Consider the following 19,814-nt stretch of genomic DNA (forward strand, 5'->3'; position numbering starts at 1 on the left):
ACGGCTTCGACGTCTGGCTACGCTGTATCTCGTGCAGGACAAACTCGTATGGATCGATTGTGAGATGACCGGGCTACAGCTCGACAGCGACAAGCTGATCGAGATCGCGGCACTGGTAACCGACAGCGAACTCAATGTGCTCGGAGAAGGCGTGGACATCGTCATCCACGCCGACGAGGAGGCACTCGCGGCGATGCCCGAAGTCGTGCAGCAGATGCACGCGCGCTCGGGCCTCACCGAAGAGGTGCGTCGCTCGACGGTAGGGCTCGCGCAGGCCGAGAAACTGGTGCTCGACTACATCCGCGAGCACGTCGGAGAAGCGGGCACGGCACCGCTCGCGGGCAACTCCATCGGCACCGACCGGCGGTTCATCACCCGTGACATGCCCGAACTCGACAAGTACCTCCATTACCGGATGGTCGACGTGAGCTCGATCAAGGAGCTGTGCCGCCGCTGGTATCCGCGGATCTACTTCGGCCAGCCGGAGAAGGGCTTGTCCCACCGTGCGCTCGCCGACATCAAGGAATCGATCCGCGAGCTGCGCTACTACCGGCGCACCGCCTTCGTGCCCGAGCCCGGCCCGTCCCCGGAGGACATCGCTGCCGTCGTAGAGGACTTGGGACCGGCCTGACCTGCCGATTCGTCGTTTTCGGTGAAGTCACGCTAGTATCTCTACCGCAGGAGCAAGCGGCCCCGGCCACATGCGAATGCAATGGTGAGTGTAGTTCAGTTGGTAGAGCACCAGGTTGTGATCCTGGCTGTCGCGGGTTCGAGTCCCGTCACTCACCCAAAAGAAGGCCCCCGACCGGCGATCCCGGTCGGGGGCCTTTTCCGTTGTCTTCGTGATCAGTTGTCTTCGTGATCAGCTGTCTTCGTAGTGCGTTTCCCCTGCGTCACCTATCCGCACCCGGAGCAGGGCGTCGCCCCAGGTGCGGCACAGACTGTCAGGTCTCGGCGTTGCCGGCCTTCCAGGTCGACCACGGGATATTCCAGTCGCCGAGCCCTTCGACGCCCTCCAGGATTCCGCCGAGGGTGTTACGGACGATGACGATGTCGCCGCGCTTGGTGTTGTCGAAGATCCACTTGGCGTTTGCGGGACTCAGGTTCAGGCATCCATGACTGACGTTGCGCACGCCCTGGTCACCGATCGACCACGGCGCCGAATGGAAGAAGATGCCGCTGTAGGACATGCGGGTCGCCCAGTCCACCGGCGTGCGGTATCCCTCCGGCGCATCCGCCGGAACACCGTAGGTCGAAGAGTCCATCACCAGATGCTCGAAGCGGTCACCGATCGTGTACACCCCGTTGGGGGTGGGAGTGTCGGCCTTGCCGAAAGACGTCGGCATGGTCATGACGTCCGCGCCGTTGCGATTGACCGTGACCTGCTTGGTGTTGTCGTCGGCCGTGATGACCACAGCATCACCGATCGTGAACGTGGAACGGACGTCGTCCTGCCCGAACAGACCGTCGCCGAGATCCTTGCCGTAGACGTCCACGTCCACCGTGACGGTCGTGCCCGGCGTCCAGTACTGCTCGGGACGCCAGCGCACCTCCCGGTTGCTGAGCCAGTAGAACGCGCCCTCGACCGGCGGGTCCGTGACCACCTTGATCGCTTCCTCGGCCGCGCGGCGGTCGGGGATGTTCTCGTCGAACTGCACGGCGACCGGCTGCCCGATGCCGACCACGGCGCCGTCCCCGGGCATCACGTACGGCTGGGTGAGATTGCCGGGCGCAGATGTCGTGAAGGTCACGGTGGACGTAGCCGACCCGCCGAGACCGTAGGCGACGGTCTCGAGCGTGTACTCCCGGTTGTAACCGAGCGGTTCGGTGTTGACCCAGCTGAGACCGTCGGACGCCACTTCACCCTTCACGGCTTCCCCGGTGGGGTCGACGAGGGCGACGGATTCGAGCTTTCCGTTGACCACGGAGACCGTCACAGGATCGACCGGGGAGAAACCGATGCCACCGTCGGCGACGCTGGAGGAGACCGTCGGCTTGATGAGGGCGGCAAGGGGATTCGAGTCGATCGGCACCTCTTCCGCGCCGGTCCCCGTCCCACTCGAGCATGCCGCGACGAACGCCATGACCGCGACGAGCAACATCCCGAGCATCGCCCCGGCACTTCGCCGCCGAGTATGCGTCACACATCCAGCCTTCACTGCCATTCTCCGATTCCGCCCCTCCCCACAAGGCACCGAAATTGCACGTCATACGTTGTATTCAGATGATGCCAGTAGGACATCCGCCGGGATGGAGGACTCCCCCCATAGCGATAACGTTCCGATGACAATCGCGCACTCGCTCGTGCTCGTTACAAGCCCCAGCCCCGAAAATCGCCTTGACCAGCCGATTTGGTGCGATAGTCGAAGGTGTGTAATCTTCTTTTCGTCGCCGGGACAACGGAACGGAGACACCAGCCAAGCGCCATTAGCTCAATTGGCAGAGCAGCTGACTCTTAATCAGCGGGTTCGGGGTTCGAGTCCCTGATGGCGCACCACAGAAGTCCCCTCCCAGCATCTGCTGGGAGGGGACTTCTTCGTTTCGGCGACGCGTGTCTGTGATCCGTCCCCAACCTCTCCTCGCCGAGAGCTCTTCACCACTCTTCTCGGACCACCACTGCCCGAAACGCACTGTGCCCGCGCCGGTCGGCGCGGGCACAGGTGCAAACGGGTTGTGTCAGCGCAGAATCTTGCGCAGCACCAGCAGCCCGACCACGGCGCCCGCTGCCACCAGCGCGTACTTCTTCACCGCCGGCTGATTGAGCTTCGCGGCGACGGTCTGCTTCGTGTTCGCCACCAGAACCCTCGGGTTGGCACGAACGGTCAGTTCGTCCAGCGTGCTCGCGAGCTGGTTCCGGGCCTTTTCGATCTCCCGCTCGATGTCCTCGGTGTCCCTACCCACGTGATCCTCCAGAAGGTCGCTGCAGTGTGCTGCGACCACGGTAGTGGACGATCGGTCTACTACTGTCGCGGACATGACCGAAAACAACAGACTCGTCCCCGGCGACCCCGCTCCCGACTTCACTCTCCCGGACGCCGACGGCAACGAGGTCTCGCTGTCCGACTACCGCGGACGCAAGGTGATCGTCTACTTCTACCCCGCCGCGAGCACGCCGGGCTGCACGAAGCAGGCCTGCGATTTCCGTGACAGTCTCGCCGAACTCGGCGATGCCGGGCTGGACGTGATCGGGATCTCGCCCGACAAGCCGGCCAAGCTCGCCAAGTTCCGGGACAACGAAGGTCTCACATTCCCGTTGCTGTCCGACCCCGACAAGGCAGTGCTCACCGCGTGGGGCGCATTCGGCGAAAAGAAGATGTACGGCAAGACCGTGACCGGGGTGATCCGATCGACGTTCGTGGTCGATCCGGACGGCAAGATCGAGGTCGCCCAGTACAACGTGCGTGCGACCGGCCACGTCGCGAAGCTGCGGCGCGACCTCTCCGTCTAGCCCGACGCCGGAGCTGACGAGACTCCTGAGCTAGCCGGACGCGAGAGTACGCAGCACGAGCGCTTCGGCGACCGCAAGATTCTCGATCTCCGACGGGTCGACGCTCTCGTTCGGCGCGTGGATGACGCAGCGTGGTTCCTCGACGCCGATGAGAGCGATCTCCGCCCCCGGGACCGCGCGTTGCAGCGCGGTGCACAGCGGGATGGAGCCGCCTTGGCCTGCCGTGCCGACCTCGCGGCCGTATGCGGTCTCCAGGGCTCCGCGCAGGGCGGCGTAACCCGGTCCGTCGGTCGCGGCACGGAACGGTTCGCCGACGACTTCGCGTTCGACTCGCATATGAGCACCCCACGGTACGTGCGCTTCGAGGTGGGCGACGAGTGCGTCCTGCGCGGTCACCGCGTCGACTCCCGGCGGTACACGGAGATTCAGGCGCGCCGACGCGCGCGGCACGATCGCGGCCGCCGATCCGACAACGGGCGGGGCGTCGATACCGAGAACGGTGAGCGCGGGCCGCGCCCAGACGGCGTCGGCCACGGTGGCGGAAGTCGGCAGCGATACTCCGTCGAGCACTCCGGCGTCGGCCCGGAAGCGCTCCTCCGGGTACGGCACGCCGTCCCACGTCGCGGTGGCGTCGAGTCCGTCGACCACGGTGTTTCCGTCTTCGTCGCGCAGGGTGCCGAGTAGTCGCACCAGCGCGGCCAGCGCATCCGGAGCGCCTCCGCCGTACATCCCGGAGTGGACCGGCCCCGCGAGGGTTTCGAGGTGCACGACCGCATTCGCCGTTCCGCGCAACGTGGTGGTGAGGGTGGGCCGGCCCACCTCCGTATTACCGCTGTCGGCGATCACGATGAGATCGGCGGCGAACAGTTCGGGTCGCTCGGCGACGAGGCGTTCGAGGCCCTCACCGCCCATCTCCTCCGATCCTTCGATCACGATCCGCACGCCGACGGGCAGTGGGCCGTCCGCCCGCAACGCGCGTAGGGCGAGCAGATGCATCACGATGTTGCCCTTGCAGTCCGCGGCGCCCCGCCCGTACCAGCGCCCGTCGCGTTCGGTGAGGACGAAAGGCGGGCTTTCCCATTTCGATTCGTCGCCGGGGGGCTGGACGTCGTAGTGGCTGTAGAGCAGGACGGTGGGAGCGCCGGGCGGTGCGGGGGTGTGGCCGACCACCGCGAGTGACCCGTCGACGGTCTCGACAAGCTCGATCTGCTCGATGCCGGCATCGGCGAATGCATCTCGTACCCATCGGGCGGCCGCAACACATTCTTCGGCGGGGTACTGCCGCGGGTCGGCGACCGAACGGAACGCGACGAGCGTTTCGAGTTCACCTCGGGCTGCGGACATGGATCCCCGCACCCGGTCGCGTATCTGCTGGACGGTGTCTTCGTTGCTCATCGTTTCTCCTCGGTCGGCCTGATGTGGACCGTCGATGTCGTCGGGAAACCCGATCCGAGCCGATGATCGGAGTCGCAACTCTCGAGCCTGCGAGTTTCCGCGCGAACGTGCCCGGCTCGGCGGGCGAGCGGAACACTCGGAGCCACTCGCCCTTTCACTCCCTCGCCGCTGCCCGGATCACCGTCTTCGCACCGACGCCGGTCGCAGCATCGTCGGCCGAGGCTACGGTAGGGCATCGTCGCGGTCCTGGGCGCCGGGATCGATCGGTCGCTTGCCGCAATCCTAGGACGACGCGCCCGGTGCACGCGGGTGTACGTCCGAGCCGTGCGCTCATCGGCTCCGGTCTATGGGGCGCCCCCGGAGCCGCCGGGCAGCACAACCCGAGTTATTGGCACTCGCGTACACAGCAAGTACTCGGCATTCCCGTGCGCTACGGCTAGCCTGGGCGAGTGGAGTCAGCATCGAACAGCCGCCGCACCCCGCGCCGGATCGACCCGGCGCTCGAGGTTCAGACGGAACCACAGGAGCTGGTACCTCGTCGACGCCCCACCCAGGAGCGGAGCCGGCGCAAGTTCGACGCGCTGCTAGCCGCGTCCCGGGAGTTGCTGACGGAAGTCGGATTCGAATCCTTCACGTGCGAGGAAGTGGCGGCCCGCGCAGACGTCCCCATCGGCACGCTGTACCAGTTCTTCGCCAACAAGTACGTGATCGTATGCGAGCTCAACCGTCAGGACCTCGTCGGCGTCCAGGAGGAACTCGCCAAGTTCAACGGCGAGATCCCGTCGGTCGACTGGTTGCGCTTTCTCAACAGCTTCGTCGACCACATGGCGGGGTTGTGGGCCACCGATCCCTCACGGCGGGAGGTGTGGCTCGCCATGCAGTCCACACCCTCCACCCGGGCCACCGGCGCGATCCACGAGCGGGAATTCGCCGAGCAGGTCGCGCGGATGCTCGCACCCCTCACTCCCGACACTCCCCGCCCGCGCCGCAAACTCATGGCCGAGGTGCTCGTCCACGTCGTGTACTCGATGCTGAACTTCTCCGTACAGGACGACCAGACGCACGCCGAGGCGGTGGCCGAACTCAAACGCATCATGGTCGCGTATCTGCAAGTGGCCGAGCGTGATTCACGAACCCAAGCGGCGAAGCGCAAACGACGTGAGGAGTCCGAACGCTCCCGGGAAGCCCAGCACGCCGGCGCGCACCGCGCCGAGCCCACCTCTCCCCGGCAACCCTGACCCGCAACCCCTCACAGCTTGTCGCCGTCCACCGAATCGAGCACCACGAACGCGCCGGCCATGTCGCCGTCATGGGTCAGCGACACGTGGATCCGCATTCCCCCCAGGTGCTCTGCCACCTCCCGGTGCAAGCGGATGCTCGGCCGGCCCCAGGCATCGGAGATCACTTCGATCTGCTGATGGATGGTCTCGGGCAGGACCGGCGGGCGGCCGAACAGTGCGGCCGACCACGCCTTGATCACCGCTTCTTTCGCCGCCCACCGGGCCGCGAAATGCCGGGCCGGATCGGAGCTGCGGGTATTCGCATCACGGCGCTCCCCCGGTGTGAAGTTCGCCAGCATCGTCGTGCCGCAACGGCCCAACTGCTCAGCGAACTCGGGAACCGACACGAGGTCGAACCCGATACCCGCAACTCCCATCCTGCTGTACCCGTCCCTTCGGTTGCGTGACGCTACTTGCAGCCGGGCAGGCCCGAGCGGTACACGTCGTCGTCGCCGAGTCGTGCATCCGCGTCGAGCAGCACGTCCGCCTCGAGCTGCCGGGCAGCGGCTGCCGGCACCGCGTCGCCACCGAACCGGCGATCGGCCGGCCGCTGGTACAGGGCTGCGCCGCCCGTCATGGCCGCGGCCAGACGCCGCTTACCCGTGACGGTCCGGGCTGCCGCCGCGGTCCGGTACTCCTCACGCCGATCCGCGGGGATCGCCTCGACGAACGCCTGCGGATGCACCACCGCGATCAGCCCGGATACGTGACCGAACCCGAGGCTGGTCAGCAGTCCGGCCTTGAGCGCGTACTGCTCGCCGAAACGCAGCGGGGTGCGTGCCCACACGAGGTGCTCGAACTCCGCCATCTTGTCGTCCACGCAGTCCAGGCTGCGATTCGGAGGAACGACACCCTGGCTCAGCACCTGGCACAGCCCGACGAGCTGGAACGCTGCCGCACCACCCTTCGCGTGTCCGGTCAGCGACTTCTGCGACACCACGAACATCGGATTGCCGTCGCTGCGGCCGAGTGCCGCGGCGAGCCGCTCGTGCAGTTCCGCCTCGTTCGGATCGTTCGCAGCCGTCGACGTGTCGTGCTTGGAGATGACGGCGATGTCGTCGGCGGTCACGCCGAGCTTGCGCAGTTCCTTGGCCAATCCCGATTCCAGGCCACCGCGACCTGCGCCGAGCGCGCCGATTCCCGGAGCCGGGATCGAGGTGTGCACGCCGTCGGCGAACGAACCGGCCCACGCGACCACACCGAGTACGGGCAGCCCCATTTCGAGTGCGACATCACCGGAGGCGAGCAGAACGGTGCCGCCGCCGGCCGACTCGACGAACCCACCGCGACGACGGTCGTTGGCCCGCGAGAAGCGACGGTCGTCGATGCCCTTCGCACGCATGTCGTCCGACTTCGCGGTCGCCGACATGTCGCCGAAGCCGATGATCCCCTCGATACCGAGGTCGTCGAAGCCACCCGCGACCACCAGCTTCGCCTTGCCCAGCTTGATCTTGTCGACACCCTCCTCGACGGACACCGCGGCAGTCGCACAGGCGGCGACCGGGTGCACCATCGCGCCGTACCCGCCAACATAGGACTGCACGACGTGCGCGGCGATGACGTTCGGCAGGGCTTCCTGCAGGATGTCGTTCGCGCGGGACTCCCCGAGCAGCGTGTCGATGTAGAGCGAGCGCATCGACGTCATGCCGCCCATACCGGTTCCCTGCGTGTTGGCGACCAGCGAGGGATGCACCCACCGGAGCAGCTCCGACGGGGTGAAACCGCCGGTCAGGAACGCGTCGACCGTCGTGACGATGTTCCACAGACCCACCCGGTCCACCGAGTCCGCCATGTCGGCGGGGATGCCCCACTTGGTGACGTCGAAGCCGGTGGGGATCTGACCGCCGACCGTACGGGTCAGCTTCGCCTTCCGCGGCACCCGGATCTCGGTTCCGGCCTTGCGGGTGACCGTCCAGTCCCCCGACTCGGAATCCACCGAGGCGGTCGTGTTCTCCGGATCGGAATCGACGAAGGCGCGAGCCTCCGCTTCGGAGCCCACGACGAAGGAGAGATCCTTGTCGAGGAACACCGAGGTCAGCAACGGTGCGGTGTTGTCGGTCATCGCGCCGTCGTCGGCGTAGCGCCGGATACCGGAGCGTTCGACGACGGTGTCGTGATAGCGGTCGGCGATCTCCGATTCCGGAACCAGCTCGCCGGTTTCGGCGTCGTAGAAGCCGGGCTCGGGTTCGTTCTCCCACACGACGAGGCCGGTGACCCACGCCAGTTCGAGTACGCCGGCTGCCGACAGTTCCTCGTCGACCTCCATCTCGAAGCGGGTGCGTGCCGAACCGTACGGGCCGAGCTCACCGGCACCGACGATGACGACCATGTCGGCAGGGTCGATGTCGAGCGCGGCCCACTCGGGGGTGGGGACGTCCTCGGCGCGCGGCGCTGCGGGCAGAGCCGCGATCGTCGCGTCCCGGTCCTCGTCCGCGTCGTCGGAGGCGTCGGCCGCTGCGTCCTGCGCCTGCTTGGCGAGTGCCGGCAGATCGAGATCAGCCTCGGCGAGCCCACCGGTGAGGTCGGCGACGAGCGGTGCCTCCTGAGCGAGCCTCTTGGCCTCCGGTCCGACGAGCTTGCAGAGCTCAGCGGCCATCTCCGTCGGCGACCACGTGCGCACACCCGCGGCCTCGACCGCCTCGACCAGCGGGTCGTTACCGCCCATCAGGCCCGTCCCACGAACCCAGCCGATGAGGGCGTGGGCCAGGGTGACGCGCTCGGCCCAGGTGCGCTCGGCGCTCCAGCGAGTGACGATCGCATCCAGCGCCGCCTTCGACTCGCCGTAGGCGCCGTCGCCGCCGAACATGCCGCGATTCGGAGAGCCCGGAAGCACGACGTGCAGATGCGTGTCGACATCGGTGTCGGATCCGATGGCGGACAGTCCGGCGATCAACCGCTCGACCGACCACAGCAGGACCCGCATCTCCATTTCGGCACGCGCTCCGGCGTCGGCGAGCGACCCGGCGACGCGCGGTGCGGCGAACGGGAACAGCAGCGTCGGGGTGAGGGCGTCCTTGATCAGCTTCTTGGCGCCGCCCGCGTTCTCGACGGTTTCGGTGCCGATCCATTCGATGAGAGCGTCGACGTCGGAGTACGACGCCATGTTCGCGGGCACCACCCACAGGGCGGCACCGGTACGGGCGTGCCGGGCGTAGAGGTCCTTGTAGAACCCGAGCCGGGACGAGTCGAGGCGGGAGGTCGTGACGATCACCGTCGCGCCTCCGGCGAGAAGCTGTGCGGCGACGGCGGCACCGATACCGCCCTTGCTCGCTCCGGTGACGACCGCGACCTCGTCGCCGTACTCGGCATCCACCGTCTCCTGGGCGGCCGCAGCGATGCGGCCGTACGTCTCGGCCAGGACCACGCGACCGGCTTCGATGGCCTTGGCTCGCCAGAACGTAGCGTGCGCAGCGACCGTCCTGCCCGATGCCGCGAAGCGCTCGACGTCGATCGGGTCGCCGAGCCAGATGCGGGCGAGATCCTCGCGTGCCGTGGCCCAGCGGTCGTCGATCAGTACAGCCTTACGTGTGTCGAACGCGGGCGCGACCTGTCGCGGCCAGTCCGAACCGAGCTCGGCGGAGACCAGCTCCACGAGCTCGTCGTCGGCCTTGTCCGCAAGTCCGTCCACGTGCTCGGTGAGACCGAGCTGGCCGAGTACCAGTCGAGCGGCGTTCGCCAGGACTCCGTCGCGACCGGTGATCTGCTCGGTGAACTCGCCGAGCGCCGCAGCGTCGACCGTGCCACCGCCACCGCCGCCGGCGGACGGAAGCGTGACCGAGACGCCACGTCGCGACCCGACGGACTGAACCGCGGCGTCGATCAGCGCGTCGACGGCACCGGTGTCGGCGAGCGCACCCTGCGCCAGCCCACCGAGGTCCCCGCCCCGAACGGACGTTCCGTCACGGCTGCCGAGTGCGACCTCCGCAGTCACGTGCTGGGTCCAGCCTTCCCCGAGGCCCCACACCTTCGTGACGCGATCGGCGACGTATCCCGGACGTTTGCCCGACGGCCCGAAGACCTTCCGCAGATGATCGTTGATCGAATCGGACAGCACGGGCCCGAACGGACGGTACGTGCGGGCAAGCCGGTCCACTGTCCCGGCGAGTGCGCCCATGTCCGCGTCGGCGGCACCGTCGATGGCGCCGAGCGAGAGCTCCGATCCGAGGTCGACGAGCAACTGATTGCGACGCGAGGACACACCGTCGCACAGCGCCTCGATCGTGTCGGCGGGACCGATCTGATCGGGACGCAGCTTCGTCCACAGTGCGATGAGCACCCGGGTAGCGTCGGCAGCGCTGAATGCGATGTCGTCGGGCCGTGGGCCACCCGCCGGAGCCGCCGGGGCTGCCGGGGCTGCCGGCGCCGCAGCGGTGGTGGGCGCCTCGGAGACGACGGGTTCGTCGTCCTCGACCGGCGCCGGATCGACATCGGTGGAGTACACGACCGACGCCTCCCGCTCGATGTTGAGCACCTCGACGGGTTCGCCGAAGCGGCCCGGCAGCTTGAGCGTCTGCGACGCGAGATTCGCGACGGTCGGGACCGCGCCGAGGCCGACCTCGACGAATCGCTCCACACCGAGACCACCCTCGGATTCCGGTGTGAACAGCAGATCCTGGGTTTCGATCCAGCGCACCGGCGACGCGAACTGCCATGCCAGCAGTTCCGCCAGCACGACGCGGCAGAGCTTGGACCGATCGGCCGACCAGGTGTCGAAGTCCGCGAGGACGTCGGCCAGGGGTTCGGACGGAACCAGGTCGGCGATCTCCTGTACGAAGTCGCGACCCAGGTCGAACGGCTTCGGCACCAGGTTCGGGATGTAGCGGCCGAGGAGGATGTCCGGATCGATCTGCTCGGGCAGCAGATGCAGCAGACGCTCACGGAAATCGTCGACGCCGCCGCGCAGCACGGTCGAGTGGAACGGCACGTCGATCCCGGGAACCAGGATGAATGCGCGTTTGCCGCCGAACTCGGCGACCTTCCGCTCGATCACCTTTTCGAGAGCATCGAGCCCCGCGACCGTGCCCGCGATCGCGTACTGCGATCCACGCAGATTGAGGTTGACGATCTCGAGGAACTCTCCGGCCTGCTCTGCGACCTCGGCGACGAACGCCTCCAGATCCTCGTCCGCGACACCGAACTGCGACGGACGGATCGCCGCCATGCGGTAGTCGGAGCGGCCCTGTGCGTCGCGCGGCACGAGAGCGTGCATCGCCGAGCCGCGCTGGAAGACCACCTCGAGTACGGCCTCGAGGGGCAGTACGCCGGCGACCGCCGCGAGGGCGTTGTATTCGCCGACCGAATGCCCGGCGAGCAGGGCATCCTCGATGAACGCTCCGGCCTCACGGAGTTCCGCGATCTGCGCGACACCGAGCGTGGCCATGGCGACCTGCGTGAACTGGGTCAGGTGCAGCACACCGTCGGGATGCTTGTGGGTGACGCCCTGGGCCTTGAGCACCGTCGGGTTGTCGCGCACGACGGCAAGGATCGAGAAGCCGAGCGCCTTGCGGGTGTGCTTGTCCGCGCGGTCCCAGATTTCGCGGGCGGCCTTGCTGCGGGCGCGGGCGTCGAGGCCCATGCCCGGTCGCTGGATGCCCTGTCCCGGGAATGCGTAGACGGTCTTGGGAGCGGCGATCCGGCCCGTGGCCACCATGACGAGGTCGCCGTCCACCCGGCAGCCGACCTCGACGACGTCGGCGCCGCGGTCGGTAGCGATCCGGTCGACGCGGACGTCGATCTTCGCCCCTGGACGCACCATGCCCAGGAAGCGGGTGGTCCACGCGGTCAGGCGGCGGACCGGCAGCTTCGCGTCCGTTTCGGCGGCCGTGACGACCTGCTGAGCAGCGGCCGACAGCCACATGCCGTGCACGATCGGGCTGCCGAGTCCTGCCAGGAGGGCGGCGTTGCCGGACGTGTGGATCGGGTTGTGGTCGCCCGACACCTTCGCGAACGCCGCCATGTCGGTCGGCGCGACGATCACTGCATCCCGGCGTCGGCGACGCGGAGTGTCGGTGGCGTCCTCGCTCAGAGCGCCGCCGGCGCGGACCGGATCGGCGAGTCCGGCGGTGCCGGTACGGCCGCGGATCGCGAATCGCTCGGTCAGGGTCGCGACGATGTTGCCGCCCGAACCGTCACCGCTGTCTGCGGTGATCACGACGCGGACCTCCACGACCCGGCCGAGGTCGGTGTCGGAGACTCCCGCGACCTCTGCCTTGACCCCGAGGAACGCCGGTTCCGTGGGAAGGCCGTTCTTGACGTCGATGGCGTGGTCGAGATGAACCAGGTCGAGCATGCCCTCGATGACGGAAAGACCGTCGCCGGTGCGGGCGGCGCCGAGCGAGGCGAAGACCGCCGGCCAGCACGCGCCGACGAGGACGTCGGGCACACCGTTGCCGCTCGGAGTCAGGTTCCCGGGCAGGCCCGAACCCGTCACTCCGGCATGGTCGGCGATCTTTTCGGGCAGCCAGCCCAAGGTGATGCGGGCGGCGCCCTTCTTGACGGTGGGCAGTTCCTGACCGGCGGCGACACCGAGCAGCGCGGACATCGCAGCGTCCGCGTCTGCGGCGCTCACCACCGGAGCGCCACCGGTGCTCACGGAAGCCGGCACGGTGATGCGGATCTCGACGGCCTTGTCGCGGGCGAGCGGAACCCGGAGCCCGACGTGCCGGTCGTCGAGGACGGTCAGGGTGGCGCCGGTCGGTGCGTGCGACACCGCGGACTCCGATTCGGCGGTCCATTCGGAGAGATCACCGAGACGGTGGACCGGGTTACGGGTGAGACGACCCGCCCAGTGCACATCCGGTGCGGAGAGCACCGCGTCCAGCACGCCGGGCGCGAGATCGAGGTGACGGCGAGCGACGATCGCCGTCGGTTCCATACCGGCGGAGAGCAACTCGTCGACGGTGGCCTTCTCGAAACGGTCGAGCAACTCGCCGACAGGCTCGTCCACTCGCGTGATTCCCGCAACGGCGACGGTGCCGGGGATCACGCAGACCTGATCGGCGCTGTAACGCGGGTCGTGAGCCTGCCACAGCGAGTCCGAACGCCACCAGCGACGCACGTCCCGGTCGATGACGGGAACGAAGTTGACGGGCTTGCCGGGGGTCTTGCACAGCGTCACGAAGAACGGGACGTCGGCGGGGTGGAGCAGAACCTCGTCCGCGTCGGGGTACTGAGCGGTGAGCGCGTGGAGCGCCGCGTGAGGCTGCTCGAGCGTCGCGTCGTCGGCGAACAAGGTCGGGATGGGCCCACGGTCGACCGGGTGCAGGCGAGCTTCGGCGCGCTGCAGCATCTCCCGGAAGCGCTCACGCCACGTCACATCGGTCCACAGGCTCGTGTGCGCTGCGGAAACGGCGTCGGCCAGGTCCGTGCCGCAATCGAAGTCGGCCACGGCGTCGGTGCCGACGGCAAGCTCGAGGTAGCGGCGGAGCCACTGCAGGTAGGTCATCGAGCCGAGGTCACCGAAGTACGGCTTGGCCGTGACGTCGAGAGCGGCAATGATCTCGGCGCGACGCGCCGCCACGGCCTCGCCGTCACCGGCGACCTCGTCCAGGAGCCGGCCCGTGCGCGAAGCCGCGTTGTCGATTTCGTGGATGTCGGCGCCGAGTTGACTACGGCCCGATGCCATGCCGCCGGAAGCGGTGCCCGCACCGACCCAGTCGGGGGTGCCGGGTGTGTCGACGAGCAACTGCTTGACTGCCGGTGCGGTGGTGGCTTCGAGCGTGGCCATCGCCGCGGTGCCGACGAGAATGCCGTCGAGGGGCATCGCGGGGAAACCGTGCACCGTGGACCAGCGGCCGGTCAGGTAATCGGCAGCTTTCTCGGGCGTGCCGATCCCGCCGCCGACACACAGCACTAGGTTGGGGCGGGTGCGTAGCTCGGCGTAGGTGTCGAGCAGCAGGTCGTCGAGGTCCTCCCACGAATGGTGGCCGCCTGCGCGCCCGCCTTCGATGTGGACGATGACCGGGAAGTTCGGAACTTCGTTCGCGATCCGGATCACCGAACGGATCTGTGCGACGGTGCCCGGCTTGAAGGCGATGTGCTCGATTCCGGCGTCGCGCAGGTCGGAGATGATCTGGACCGCGTCGTCGAGTTCCGGGATGCCGGCGGTCACCACGACACCGTCGAACGGCGCACCGGCCGCACGGGCCTTCGGCACCAGGCGCTTACCGCCCACATGCAGCTTCCACAGGTACGGGTCGAGGAACATCGAGTTGAACTGGGCTGCGCGACCCGGTTCGAGCAGCTTCTGCAAGCCGGCGACGTTGTCGGCGAAGATCTGCTCGGTGACCTGTCCGCCGCCCGCGAGTTCGGCCCAGTGGCCGGCATTGGCTGCGGCCGCGACGATCTGCGGGTCGACGGTCGTCGGCGTCATGCCCGCGAGCAGGATCGGCGAGCGGCCGGTCAGGCGAGTGAAAGAGGTCTCCACACCGACGCGCCCGTCCGGCAGCACGACCGGGGTGGGTGCGAATTCGGTCCATGCGCGGGGCACCTCGGGCTCCGCGCCGGGGGTGAGCAGATTGCGCTGACCGCCACGGGTAGACGCCGGAACGATGCCGACGCCCCGGCCGCGCAGGCCCGAGGCGGTCATACGGGTGAGGAGTTCTCCGGGGCCAAGGTCGAGGATCCACGACGCACCGGACTCGAGTGCATCGTCGACCTCCCGGACCCAGTCGACGGGTCGCACGAGAATCGCTTCGGCAAGGGCCCGGGCGAGTTCCGCGTCGAGGTCGCACCGGGCAGCCCAGTCGGCAACCTGCTCGACGGCATCGGCGAAGGCGGGGTGGTGGAATCCCACCTCGGCCGACACCGATTCGAAGGTCGGTGAGAAGACCGCGCCGCCACGCTGTTTCGACTCGCGCTCGCGGGTCTCGGCGTCGGAGATCTGCTCGCAGCGCTGCTGCACGCGCTCGAGCGCCGCCGGCGGACCGGACAACACGACGCGACGTCGTGCATTACGGATAGCGACGACCGCGCTGACGGCGGGATCCTTGCCGTCGAACAACTCGGCGACGACGGCGCCGAGGCGTTCCGGGTCGGCACCTGCAACGGAGAGCATCGGGGACTTGCCGGCGCGCGCGAGCAGACCGCGACGTCGTCCGACAAGGGTCGCGGCAGCTCCGATGAGCTGCGCGAGCGCGAGGATCTCGGAATCCTTGTTTCCGCGGGCCGACACGGCTTCGACTGCGAGGACTCCGGCGGAGTGACCGATCACGGCGGACGGCGCCACCTCGGTGACGTCGAGACCCTGGTTCGCCAGCGCACGCAGGGCCGCGAGCTGAGTCAGGAGCACGCCGGGGAGAGACACGGCGGCGGAAGTCAGGACTGCGGCGTCGGGTCCGGCGGGCGCGTCGTCCTCGTCGGCGAGTTCCTGCTCGAGGATCCACGCGACGGGGTCGAAACCGACCGGCCGCACGACGACGAGATCGGCGGCGACGGGACCGAGGTGCGTGGCGGCGGCGTTGACCAGTTCGGTCAGCTCGGGTTCGAGGCCGTTGTCCCGGGTGAGTTCACCGAGCGAGTCGAGCCAGGGTGCGCCCTGACCGCCGAATGCGACGGCGTAGGGCTCACCGGCGAGGAACCTGTCCACGAGTGCCGACCGGGAAGCGGTGGCCGCTCCCTGTTCGCCGGTGCGTCGTGAGGCCTTCGAGTTCCGTCCGTTGTCACCTGGTGTGGTCTCGTCGATCGTCACGCGTGTTTTTCCTCTCCTGAACACCCCTGCGTCGAGGCATTTCCTGTGGTGCAGCACTGCCTGCGCGGGTTTGTCGCATGGACTCGATGTGCTCTTACGGGCACGCCCAGATTCGCACAGAATCATGAGGACTTCCTCATGTTTTGAGCGCCGAGAGAGCGGCGCAGCCTCACGACCGGTGAGTTGCCTCACAGTCGACGCCGAATCGAACCGGCGGGTAACCCGAATTGCCGCTGGCCGCGTCATTGCGTGGACGTCCGATAACCCGAGGAACCCTCACGTTTTATCGTTATCGAATCGTTATCATCTTGACGAGAGATCGAACTCGTGCGTCGAGACGACAACCGTGTCGGTCCGTGCCGCTAGCCTCGGCACCAAATCGAACATACGTTCGTAAACAGGGGGCGCACATGGCACGACCGGCCAAGTACACGAAGGAGCTACTGGAAGAGGCGGTGCGACAGTCGACCAACGTCGCGGAGGTCATGAGGTACTTCGGACTCAAACCCAACGGCGGGCATCACACCCATCTGGGCCGCAGAATCAAGGCGCTGGGCATCGACACCTCTCACTTCACCGGCAGGCCACGTCTGCCCAGTGGCGGAGCGGGACGACACCATTGGACGGCGATCCTCACCGAACGCCCGCGCGGGGCACCTCGTGTGAAGCCCCATCTGCTTCGGCGCGCCCTCCTCGAGACCGGGCGCGACCATCTCTGCGCGCTCTGCGGGACCGGGCCGATCTGGGCCGGACAGGCTCTGATCTTCCACGTCGATCACATCGACGGGAACCCCAACGACTCCCGCCCCGGCAACGTGCGATTTCTCTGTCCGAACTGCCACAGCCAGACACCGACCTGGGCCGGCAGGCACAGGCTCGGCTGCGAGTCGGCAGGTGAAAGGCCGTAACGTATTGTGTCCGTGAAGCGCGAGTGGCGGAATTGGCAGACGCCCGGGTTTTAGGTACCCGTGTCTTCGGACGTGGGGGTTCGAGTCCCCCCTCGCGCACCACGTGAGATCACCCACGGTGCATCGACCGTCTTGGCAGGTCGGTGCACCGCTCGGGTACCGTCGACAGCGTGTCCGAGCATCGACCACCCCGCAGGTTGGCCCTGGTTGTCCTGGTTCTCGTAGCTGCAGCCGGATGCCTGGGGCTCGGCTACTGGCAGTGGATGCGCTTCGAGGAAGCCGGCGGCAACTACCAGAATCTCGGTTACGCATTCCAGTGGCCGGCCTTCGCCTTCTTCTGCGTGTACGCCTACCGCCGCTTCGTCAAACTCGAAGCGGAAGAAGCCGAAGCCGAAGCCACCGGCGCCCCGCGCCCGTCGGAGTCGACGGAGCCGACCGAGATCCCCGCGGATCTTCTCCCGACGCGCCCCCGCACGGTGGCCGAAGCGCTGGCAGAAGAGGCCGACGATCCTGAGGCACGACAGACCCAGGAGTACAACGAGTACCTCGCGCAGCTGGCGCGGAGGTCCGATAGGAGCACGCAGTGAGCACCACACCCGAGCAGGCGCCAGGCGGCACCACCGCCACGAAGCGCGTGATCAGTGACGCCGATCGCAAGAAGATCGGTTCCGCCCTGCTGCGTTACCGGGTGCTCGCGTACGCCACCGGTATCTGGCTGCTCATCCTCACCGGTGAGATGGTCGCCAAGTACATCATCGGCATCGAGAACGTGCCCGCATGGATCGCGATCGTGCACGGGTGGGTGTACGCCATCTACCTCGTGCTGACCTTCGACCTGTCGATCAAGGTCCGCTGGCCCGTCGGAAAGACCGTGGGCACGCTGCTAGCCGGCACGATCCCGTTCCTGTCGTTCTATGTCGAGCACAAGCGCACTCAGCAGGTGAAGGCAGACTTCGGGGTCTGACCCGGCACCTCCCCACTACGACGATCGGGTGGATGCGATCCGGAGAGATCCGGTCGCATCCACCCGATTCGCGTTCGTGGGCGCTCAGCGCCGCGGCAGACGCACCACCTGGACGAAGAACTCGTCGATCTGCCGGACCGCCCGGATGAACTGGTCGAGGTCGACAGGCTTGGTGACATACGCGTTCGCGTGCAGCTTGTAGCTCCGGAGGATGTCCTCCTCGGCAGCGGACGTGGTGAGCACCACGACGGGGATGTCGGTGAGGTCGGCGTCGGACTTGATCTTCTCGAGCACCTGCCGTCCGTCGTACTTGGGCAGGTTGAGATCGAGGAGAATGAGGTCTGGCCGGGGCGCACCTTCGTGAGCTCCACGCCGGTACAGGAAGTCGAGTGCTTCCTCGCCGTCGCGAACTACGTGCAGCGTGTTACCGATCTTGTTGTCTTCGAACGCCTCGCGTGTCATAAGCTCGTCACCGGGATCGTCTTCCACCAGGAGGACGTCGATCGGTTCACCGGGAACGGTCATGCGGATGCTCCTTCCAGAGCCTCGTTTTGTGCAGGCTCGTTGTCACCCACAACGGGAATGGTAAAGCAGAACCGGGCACCGCCCTTGTACTCGGGGTCGAGCCAGATCTCCCCGCCGTGGTATTCGACGATCTTGCGGCAGATCGCAAGGCCGATACCGGTGCCGGTATAGACGTCACGTCCGTGCAAGCGCTGGAAGATGACGAAGACCTTGTCGGAGAACTCCGGGGCGATGCCGATGCCGGTGTCCTGTACTGCGAACTGCCACACCGCTTCGTCGCCTTCGCGAGCTTCCTCACACGCGATCCGGATCGTGATCGGGCGGTCCGGATGACGGAATTTGATGGCGTTCCCCAGCAGGTTCTGCCACAACATCACGAGCAGCGTGGGGTCCCCCACGACCTCCGGTAGCGAGTCCGGTCGTTCGATGACGACCTCGGACTCCTCGATCGCCTGCTCGAGGTTTGTGAGGGCGGCATCGAGCGTCGGAGCGAGCGCCACCCGGACGTGGTTGTCGCTCACGCGTCCGACCCGGGAGAACGTGAGCAGATCGTTGATGAGGACCTGCATGCGCTTGGCGCCGTCCACCGCGAACGCGATGTACTGCGCCCCGCGCTCGTCCAGCTTGTCGCCGTACCGTTTTTCGAGTAGCTGGCAGAACGACGCCACCTTGCGCAACGGCTCCTGCAGGTCGTGCGAAGCGACGTATGCGAATTGCTCGAGTTCTGCGTTGGACCGCTGGAGGTCGATCGCCTGGCTTTCCAGCCTTGCGTGCCGTTCGCGCGACACCTCGAGTTCGCGGACGATCCGCTCGCGCATGTTCTCGACGTCCTGTCCGAGCGCACGGATGTCGGCCGGGCCCTCCGGCGTGATGTGGTGGCCGAATTCTTCGCGCGCGACGACCTTCCGCGTCGCTTCGCGTAGGCGCGCCAGCGGCCGGACCACGATCATCTGGACGAGGAATGCCATTCCCACTCCGGTGAGCAGGAAGACCGCGACCATCGACGCGAAGATGGTGTCGCGGTTCGTCCGGACCTCTTCGAGTTCTTCGATTCCCTCTTCGCGGGCGTCGAGCAGACCTGCGTTCTGGACGTCGAAGAGCACTCTCAGCCGGTCGAACGCCACGCGACCGGCTTCGACCACAACCGGATCGACGGGCTGAGGGTTGCCCGGAACCACGCTCGACACGAGCGGTGCGGCGTAGACGCGACGCCATTCCTCCGCCGCCGCTTCGACCGCATCGAGGTCGGCGATGAGCTCGTCCTCACCGGCAACCAGTTCCCGCAGCGACTCGGCTGCCTCCTGCTCGTCCAGGCGGCCGTCCTCGTAGGGCTGAAGGAACGCGGGATCGGCGGCGAGGATGTAGCCCCGCGCCCCGGTTTCCTGGTTCACCAGCGCGGCTTGCAGCCTGTATGCCTCGACGCGGGCGGGCTGGATGCGGTCCCGCACGTAGTCCGACATGTTGGTGGTCTCGCGCAGGTAGTGGCTGCCGACCAGGGTGCCGATCACGACCAGCACCCCCATGACACTCAGCACGATCAGGAACCAGCCCTGCACTGTGGGTCCGCGGTCGTGGCTCACCATGGAGGCCCCGGCGCTGGTAGCCG

13 protein-coding genes and 3 tRNA genes are annotated in these 19,814 nt (G+C 67.4%); 9 read left to right on the forward strand and 7 right to left on the reverse strand.

What is annotated here, in order from left to right:
* Positions 1 to 31 precede the first annotated feature (31 nt).
* Both orn and RDCOP1_RS04160 read left to right on the forward strand, forming a co-directional pair.
* A complete protein-coding gene (orn, locus tag RDCOP1_RS04155; RefSeq protein WP_072698732.1) occupies positions 32 to 631 on the forward strand; it encodes an oligoribonuclease in 600 nt (199 codons plus the stop codon).
* A gap of 84 nt (positions 632 to 715) precedes the next feature.
* A tRNA-His gene (locus tag RDCOP1_RS04160) sits at positions 716 to 788 on the forward strand.
* Positions 789 to 944: 156 nt separating this feature from the next.
* Here RDCOP1_RS04160 and RDCOP1_RS04165 read toward each other — a convergent pair.
* On the reverse strand, positions 945 to 2,084 hold the full coding sequence (locus RDCOP1_RS04165) for a L,D-transpeptidase (RefSeq protein WP_231923029.1): 1,140 nt from the start codon (positions 2,082 to 2,084) through the stop codon (positions 945 to 947).
* A gap of 337 nt (positions 2,085 to 2,421) precedes the next feature.
* Between RDCOP1_RS04165 and RDCOP1_RS04170 the strand changes: the two genes are divergently transcribed.
* Positions 2,422 to 2,497 (forward strand) — tRNA-Lys (locus RDCOP1_RS04170).
* A 179-nt stretch (positions 2,498 to 2,676) separates the two neighbouring features.
* On the opposite strand, the gene RDCOP1_RS04175 is transcribed toward RDCOP1_RS04170, so the two are convergent.
* Positions 2,677 to 2,901, reverse strand: a complete 225-nt coding sequence (locus RDCOP1_RS04175; RefSeq protein ID WP_072698913.1) for a DUF3618 domain-containing protein — start codon at positions 2,899 to 2,901, stop codon at positions 2,677 to 2,679.
* Positions 2,902 to 2,974: 73 nt separating this feature from the next.
* On the opposite strand from RDCOP1_RS04175, the gene bcp reads away from it, so the two are divergent.
* Positions 2,975 to 3,448 (forward strand): thioredoxin-dependent thiol peroxidase, encoded by a 474-nt coding sequence (gene bcp / locus RDCOP1_RS04180; RefSeq protein WP_072698733.1) that lies wholly within the window; start codon positions 2,975 to 2,977, stop codon positions 3,446 to 3,448.
* A gap of 30 nt (positions 3,449 to 3,478) precedes the next feature.
* Here bcp and RDCOP1_RS04185 read toward each other — a convergent pair whose 3' ends face one another.
* Complete coding sequence (locus RDCOP1_RS04185) at positions 3,479 to 4,843, reverse strand: dipeptidase (protein WP_072698734.1); 1,365 nt, start codon at positions 4,841 to 4,843, stop codon at positions 3,479 to 3,481.
* A 449-nt stretch (positions 4,844 to 5,292) separates the two neighbouring features.
* Between RDCOP1_RS04185 and RDCOP1_RS04190 the strand changes: the two genes are divergently transcribed.
* The gene (locus RDCOP1_RS04190) at positions 5,293 to 6,081 is read left to right on the forward strand and encodes a TetR family transcriptional regulator (RefSeq protein WP_072698735.1); all 789 of its coding nucleotides are present in this window, start codon (positions 5,293 to 5,295) and stop codon (positions 6,079 to 6,081) included.
* 11 nt (positions 6,082 to 6,092) lie between these two features.
* Here the strand turns inward: RDCOP1_RS04190 and acpS are convergent, their stop codons facing one another.
* Both acpS and RDCOP1_RS04200 read right to left on the reverse strand, forming a co-directional pair.
* Positions 6,093 to 6,500, reverse strand: coding sequence for a holo-ACP synthase AcpS (gene acpS / locus RDCOP1_RS04195; protein ID WP_072698736.1), 408 nt, complete (start codon positions 6,498 to 6,500; stop codon positions 6,093 to 6,095).
* Positions 6,501 to 6,532: 32 nt separating this feature from the next.
* Positions 6,533 to 15,811, reverse strand: a complete 9,279-nt coding sequence (locus RDCOP1_RS04200; protein ID WP_072698737.1) for a type I polyketide synthase — start codon at positions 15,809 to 15,811, stop codon at positions 6,533 to 6,535.
* Between the two features lie 410 nt (positions 15,812 to 16,221).
* Between RDCOP1_RS04200 and RDCOP1_RS04205 the strand changes: the two genes are divergently transcribed.
* From RDCOP1_RS04205 to RDCOP1_RS04220, 4 genes are all read left to right on the forward strand, one after another.
* Positions 16,222 to 16,719: an HNH endonuclease gene (locus tag RDCOP1_RS04205; protein ID WP_072698738.1), complete on the forward strand. Its 498-nt coding sequence runs from the start codon at positions 16,222 to 16,224 to the stop codon at positions 16,717 to 16,719.
* Between the two features lie 17 nt (positions 16,720 to 16,736).
* Positions 16,737 to 16,821: transfer RNA gene (locus RDCOP1_RS04210), tRNA-Leu, on the forward strand.
* Positions 16,822 to 16,889: 68 nt separating this feature from the next.
* A complete protein-coding gene (locus RDCOP1_RS04215; protein WP_072698914.1) occupies positions 16,890 to 17,306 on the forward strand; it encodes a transcriptional regulator in 417 nt (138 codons plus the stop codon).
* Positions 17,303 to 17,683 carry a DUF3817 domain-containing protein gene (locus RDCOP1_RS04220; RefSeq protein ID WP_072698739.1) on the forward strand — a complete coding sequence of 127 codons (381 nt, stop codon included), beginning with the start codon at positions 17,303 to 17,305 and terminating at the stop codon, positions 17,681 to 17,683. The genes RDCOP1_RS04215 and RDCOP1_RS04220 overlap by 4 nt, the downstream gene beginning before the upstream one ends.
* An 84-nt stretch (positions 17,684 to 17,767) precedes the next feature.
* Here RDCOP1_RS04220 and RDCOP1_RS04225 read toward each other — a convergent pair whose 3' ends face one another.
* Complete coding sequence (locus tag RDCOP1_RS04225; RefSeq protein WP_072698740.1) at positions 17,768 to 18,208, reverse strand: response regulator; 441 nt, start codon at positions 18,206 to 18,208, stop codon at positions 17,768 to 17,770.
* Positions 18,205 to 19,791 (reverse strand): sensor histidine kinase, encoded by a 1,587-nt coding sequence (locus RDCOP1_RS04230; protein ID WP_072698741.1) that lies wholly within the window; start codon positions 19,789 to 19,791, stop codon positions 18,205 to 18,207. The genes RDCOP1_RS04225 and RDCOP1_RS04230 overlap by 4 nt, the downstream gene beginning before the upstream one ends.
* Positions 19,792 to 19,814: the final 23 nt, after the last annotated feature.

Source organism: Rhodococcus coprophilus NBRC 100603 (genome assembly GCF_001895045.1).
Taxonomy (GTDB): domain Bacteria; phylum Actinomycetota; class Actinomycetes; order Mycobacteriales; family Mycobacteriaceae; genus Rhodococcus; species Rhodococcus coprophilus.

Bases quoted from the DNA above. Each gene is read 5' to 3' on its own strand.
- bcp (WP_072698733.1), top strand. From the start codon at position 2,975: ATGACCGAAAACAACAGACTCGTCCCCGGCGACCCCGCTCCCGACTTC.
- RDCOP1_RS04225 (WP_072698740.1), bottom strand. From the start codon at position 18,208: ATGACCGTTCCCGGTGAACCGATCGACGTCCTCCTGGTGGAAGACGAT.
- RDCOP1_RS04185 (WP_072698734.1), bottom strand. From the start codon at position 4,843: ATGAGCAACGAAGACACCGTCCAGCAGATACGCGACCGGGTGCGGGGA.
- RDCOP1_RS04205 (WP_072698738.1), top strand. From the start codon at position 16,222: ATGGCACGACCGGCCAAGTACACGAAGGAGCTACTGGAAGAGGCGGTG.
- acpS (WP_072698736.1), bottom strand. From the start codon at position 6,500: ATGGGAGTTGCGGGTATCGGGTTCGACCTCGTGTCGGTTCCCGAGTTC.
- RDCOP1_RS04165 (WP_231923029.1), bottom strand. From the start codon at position 2,084: ATGGCGTTCGTCGCGGCATGCTCGAGTGGGACGGGGACCGGCGCGGAA.
- RDCOP1_RS04230 (WP_072698741.1), bottom strand. From the start codon at position 19,791: ATGGTGAGCCACGACCGCGGACCCACAGTGCAGGGCTGGTTCCTGATC.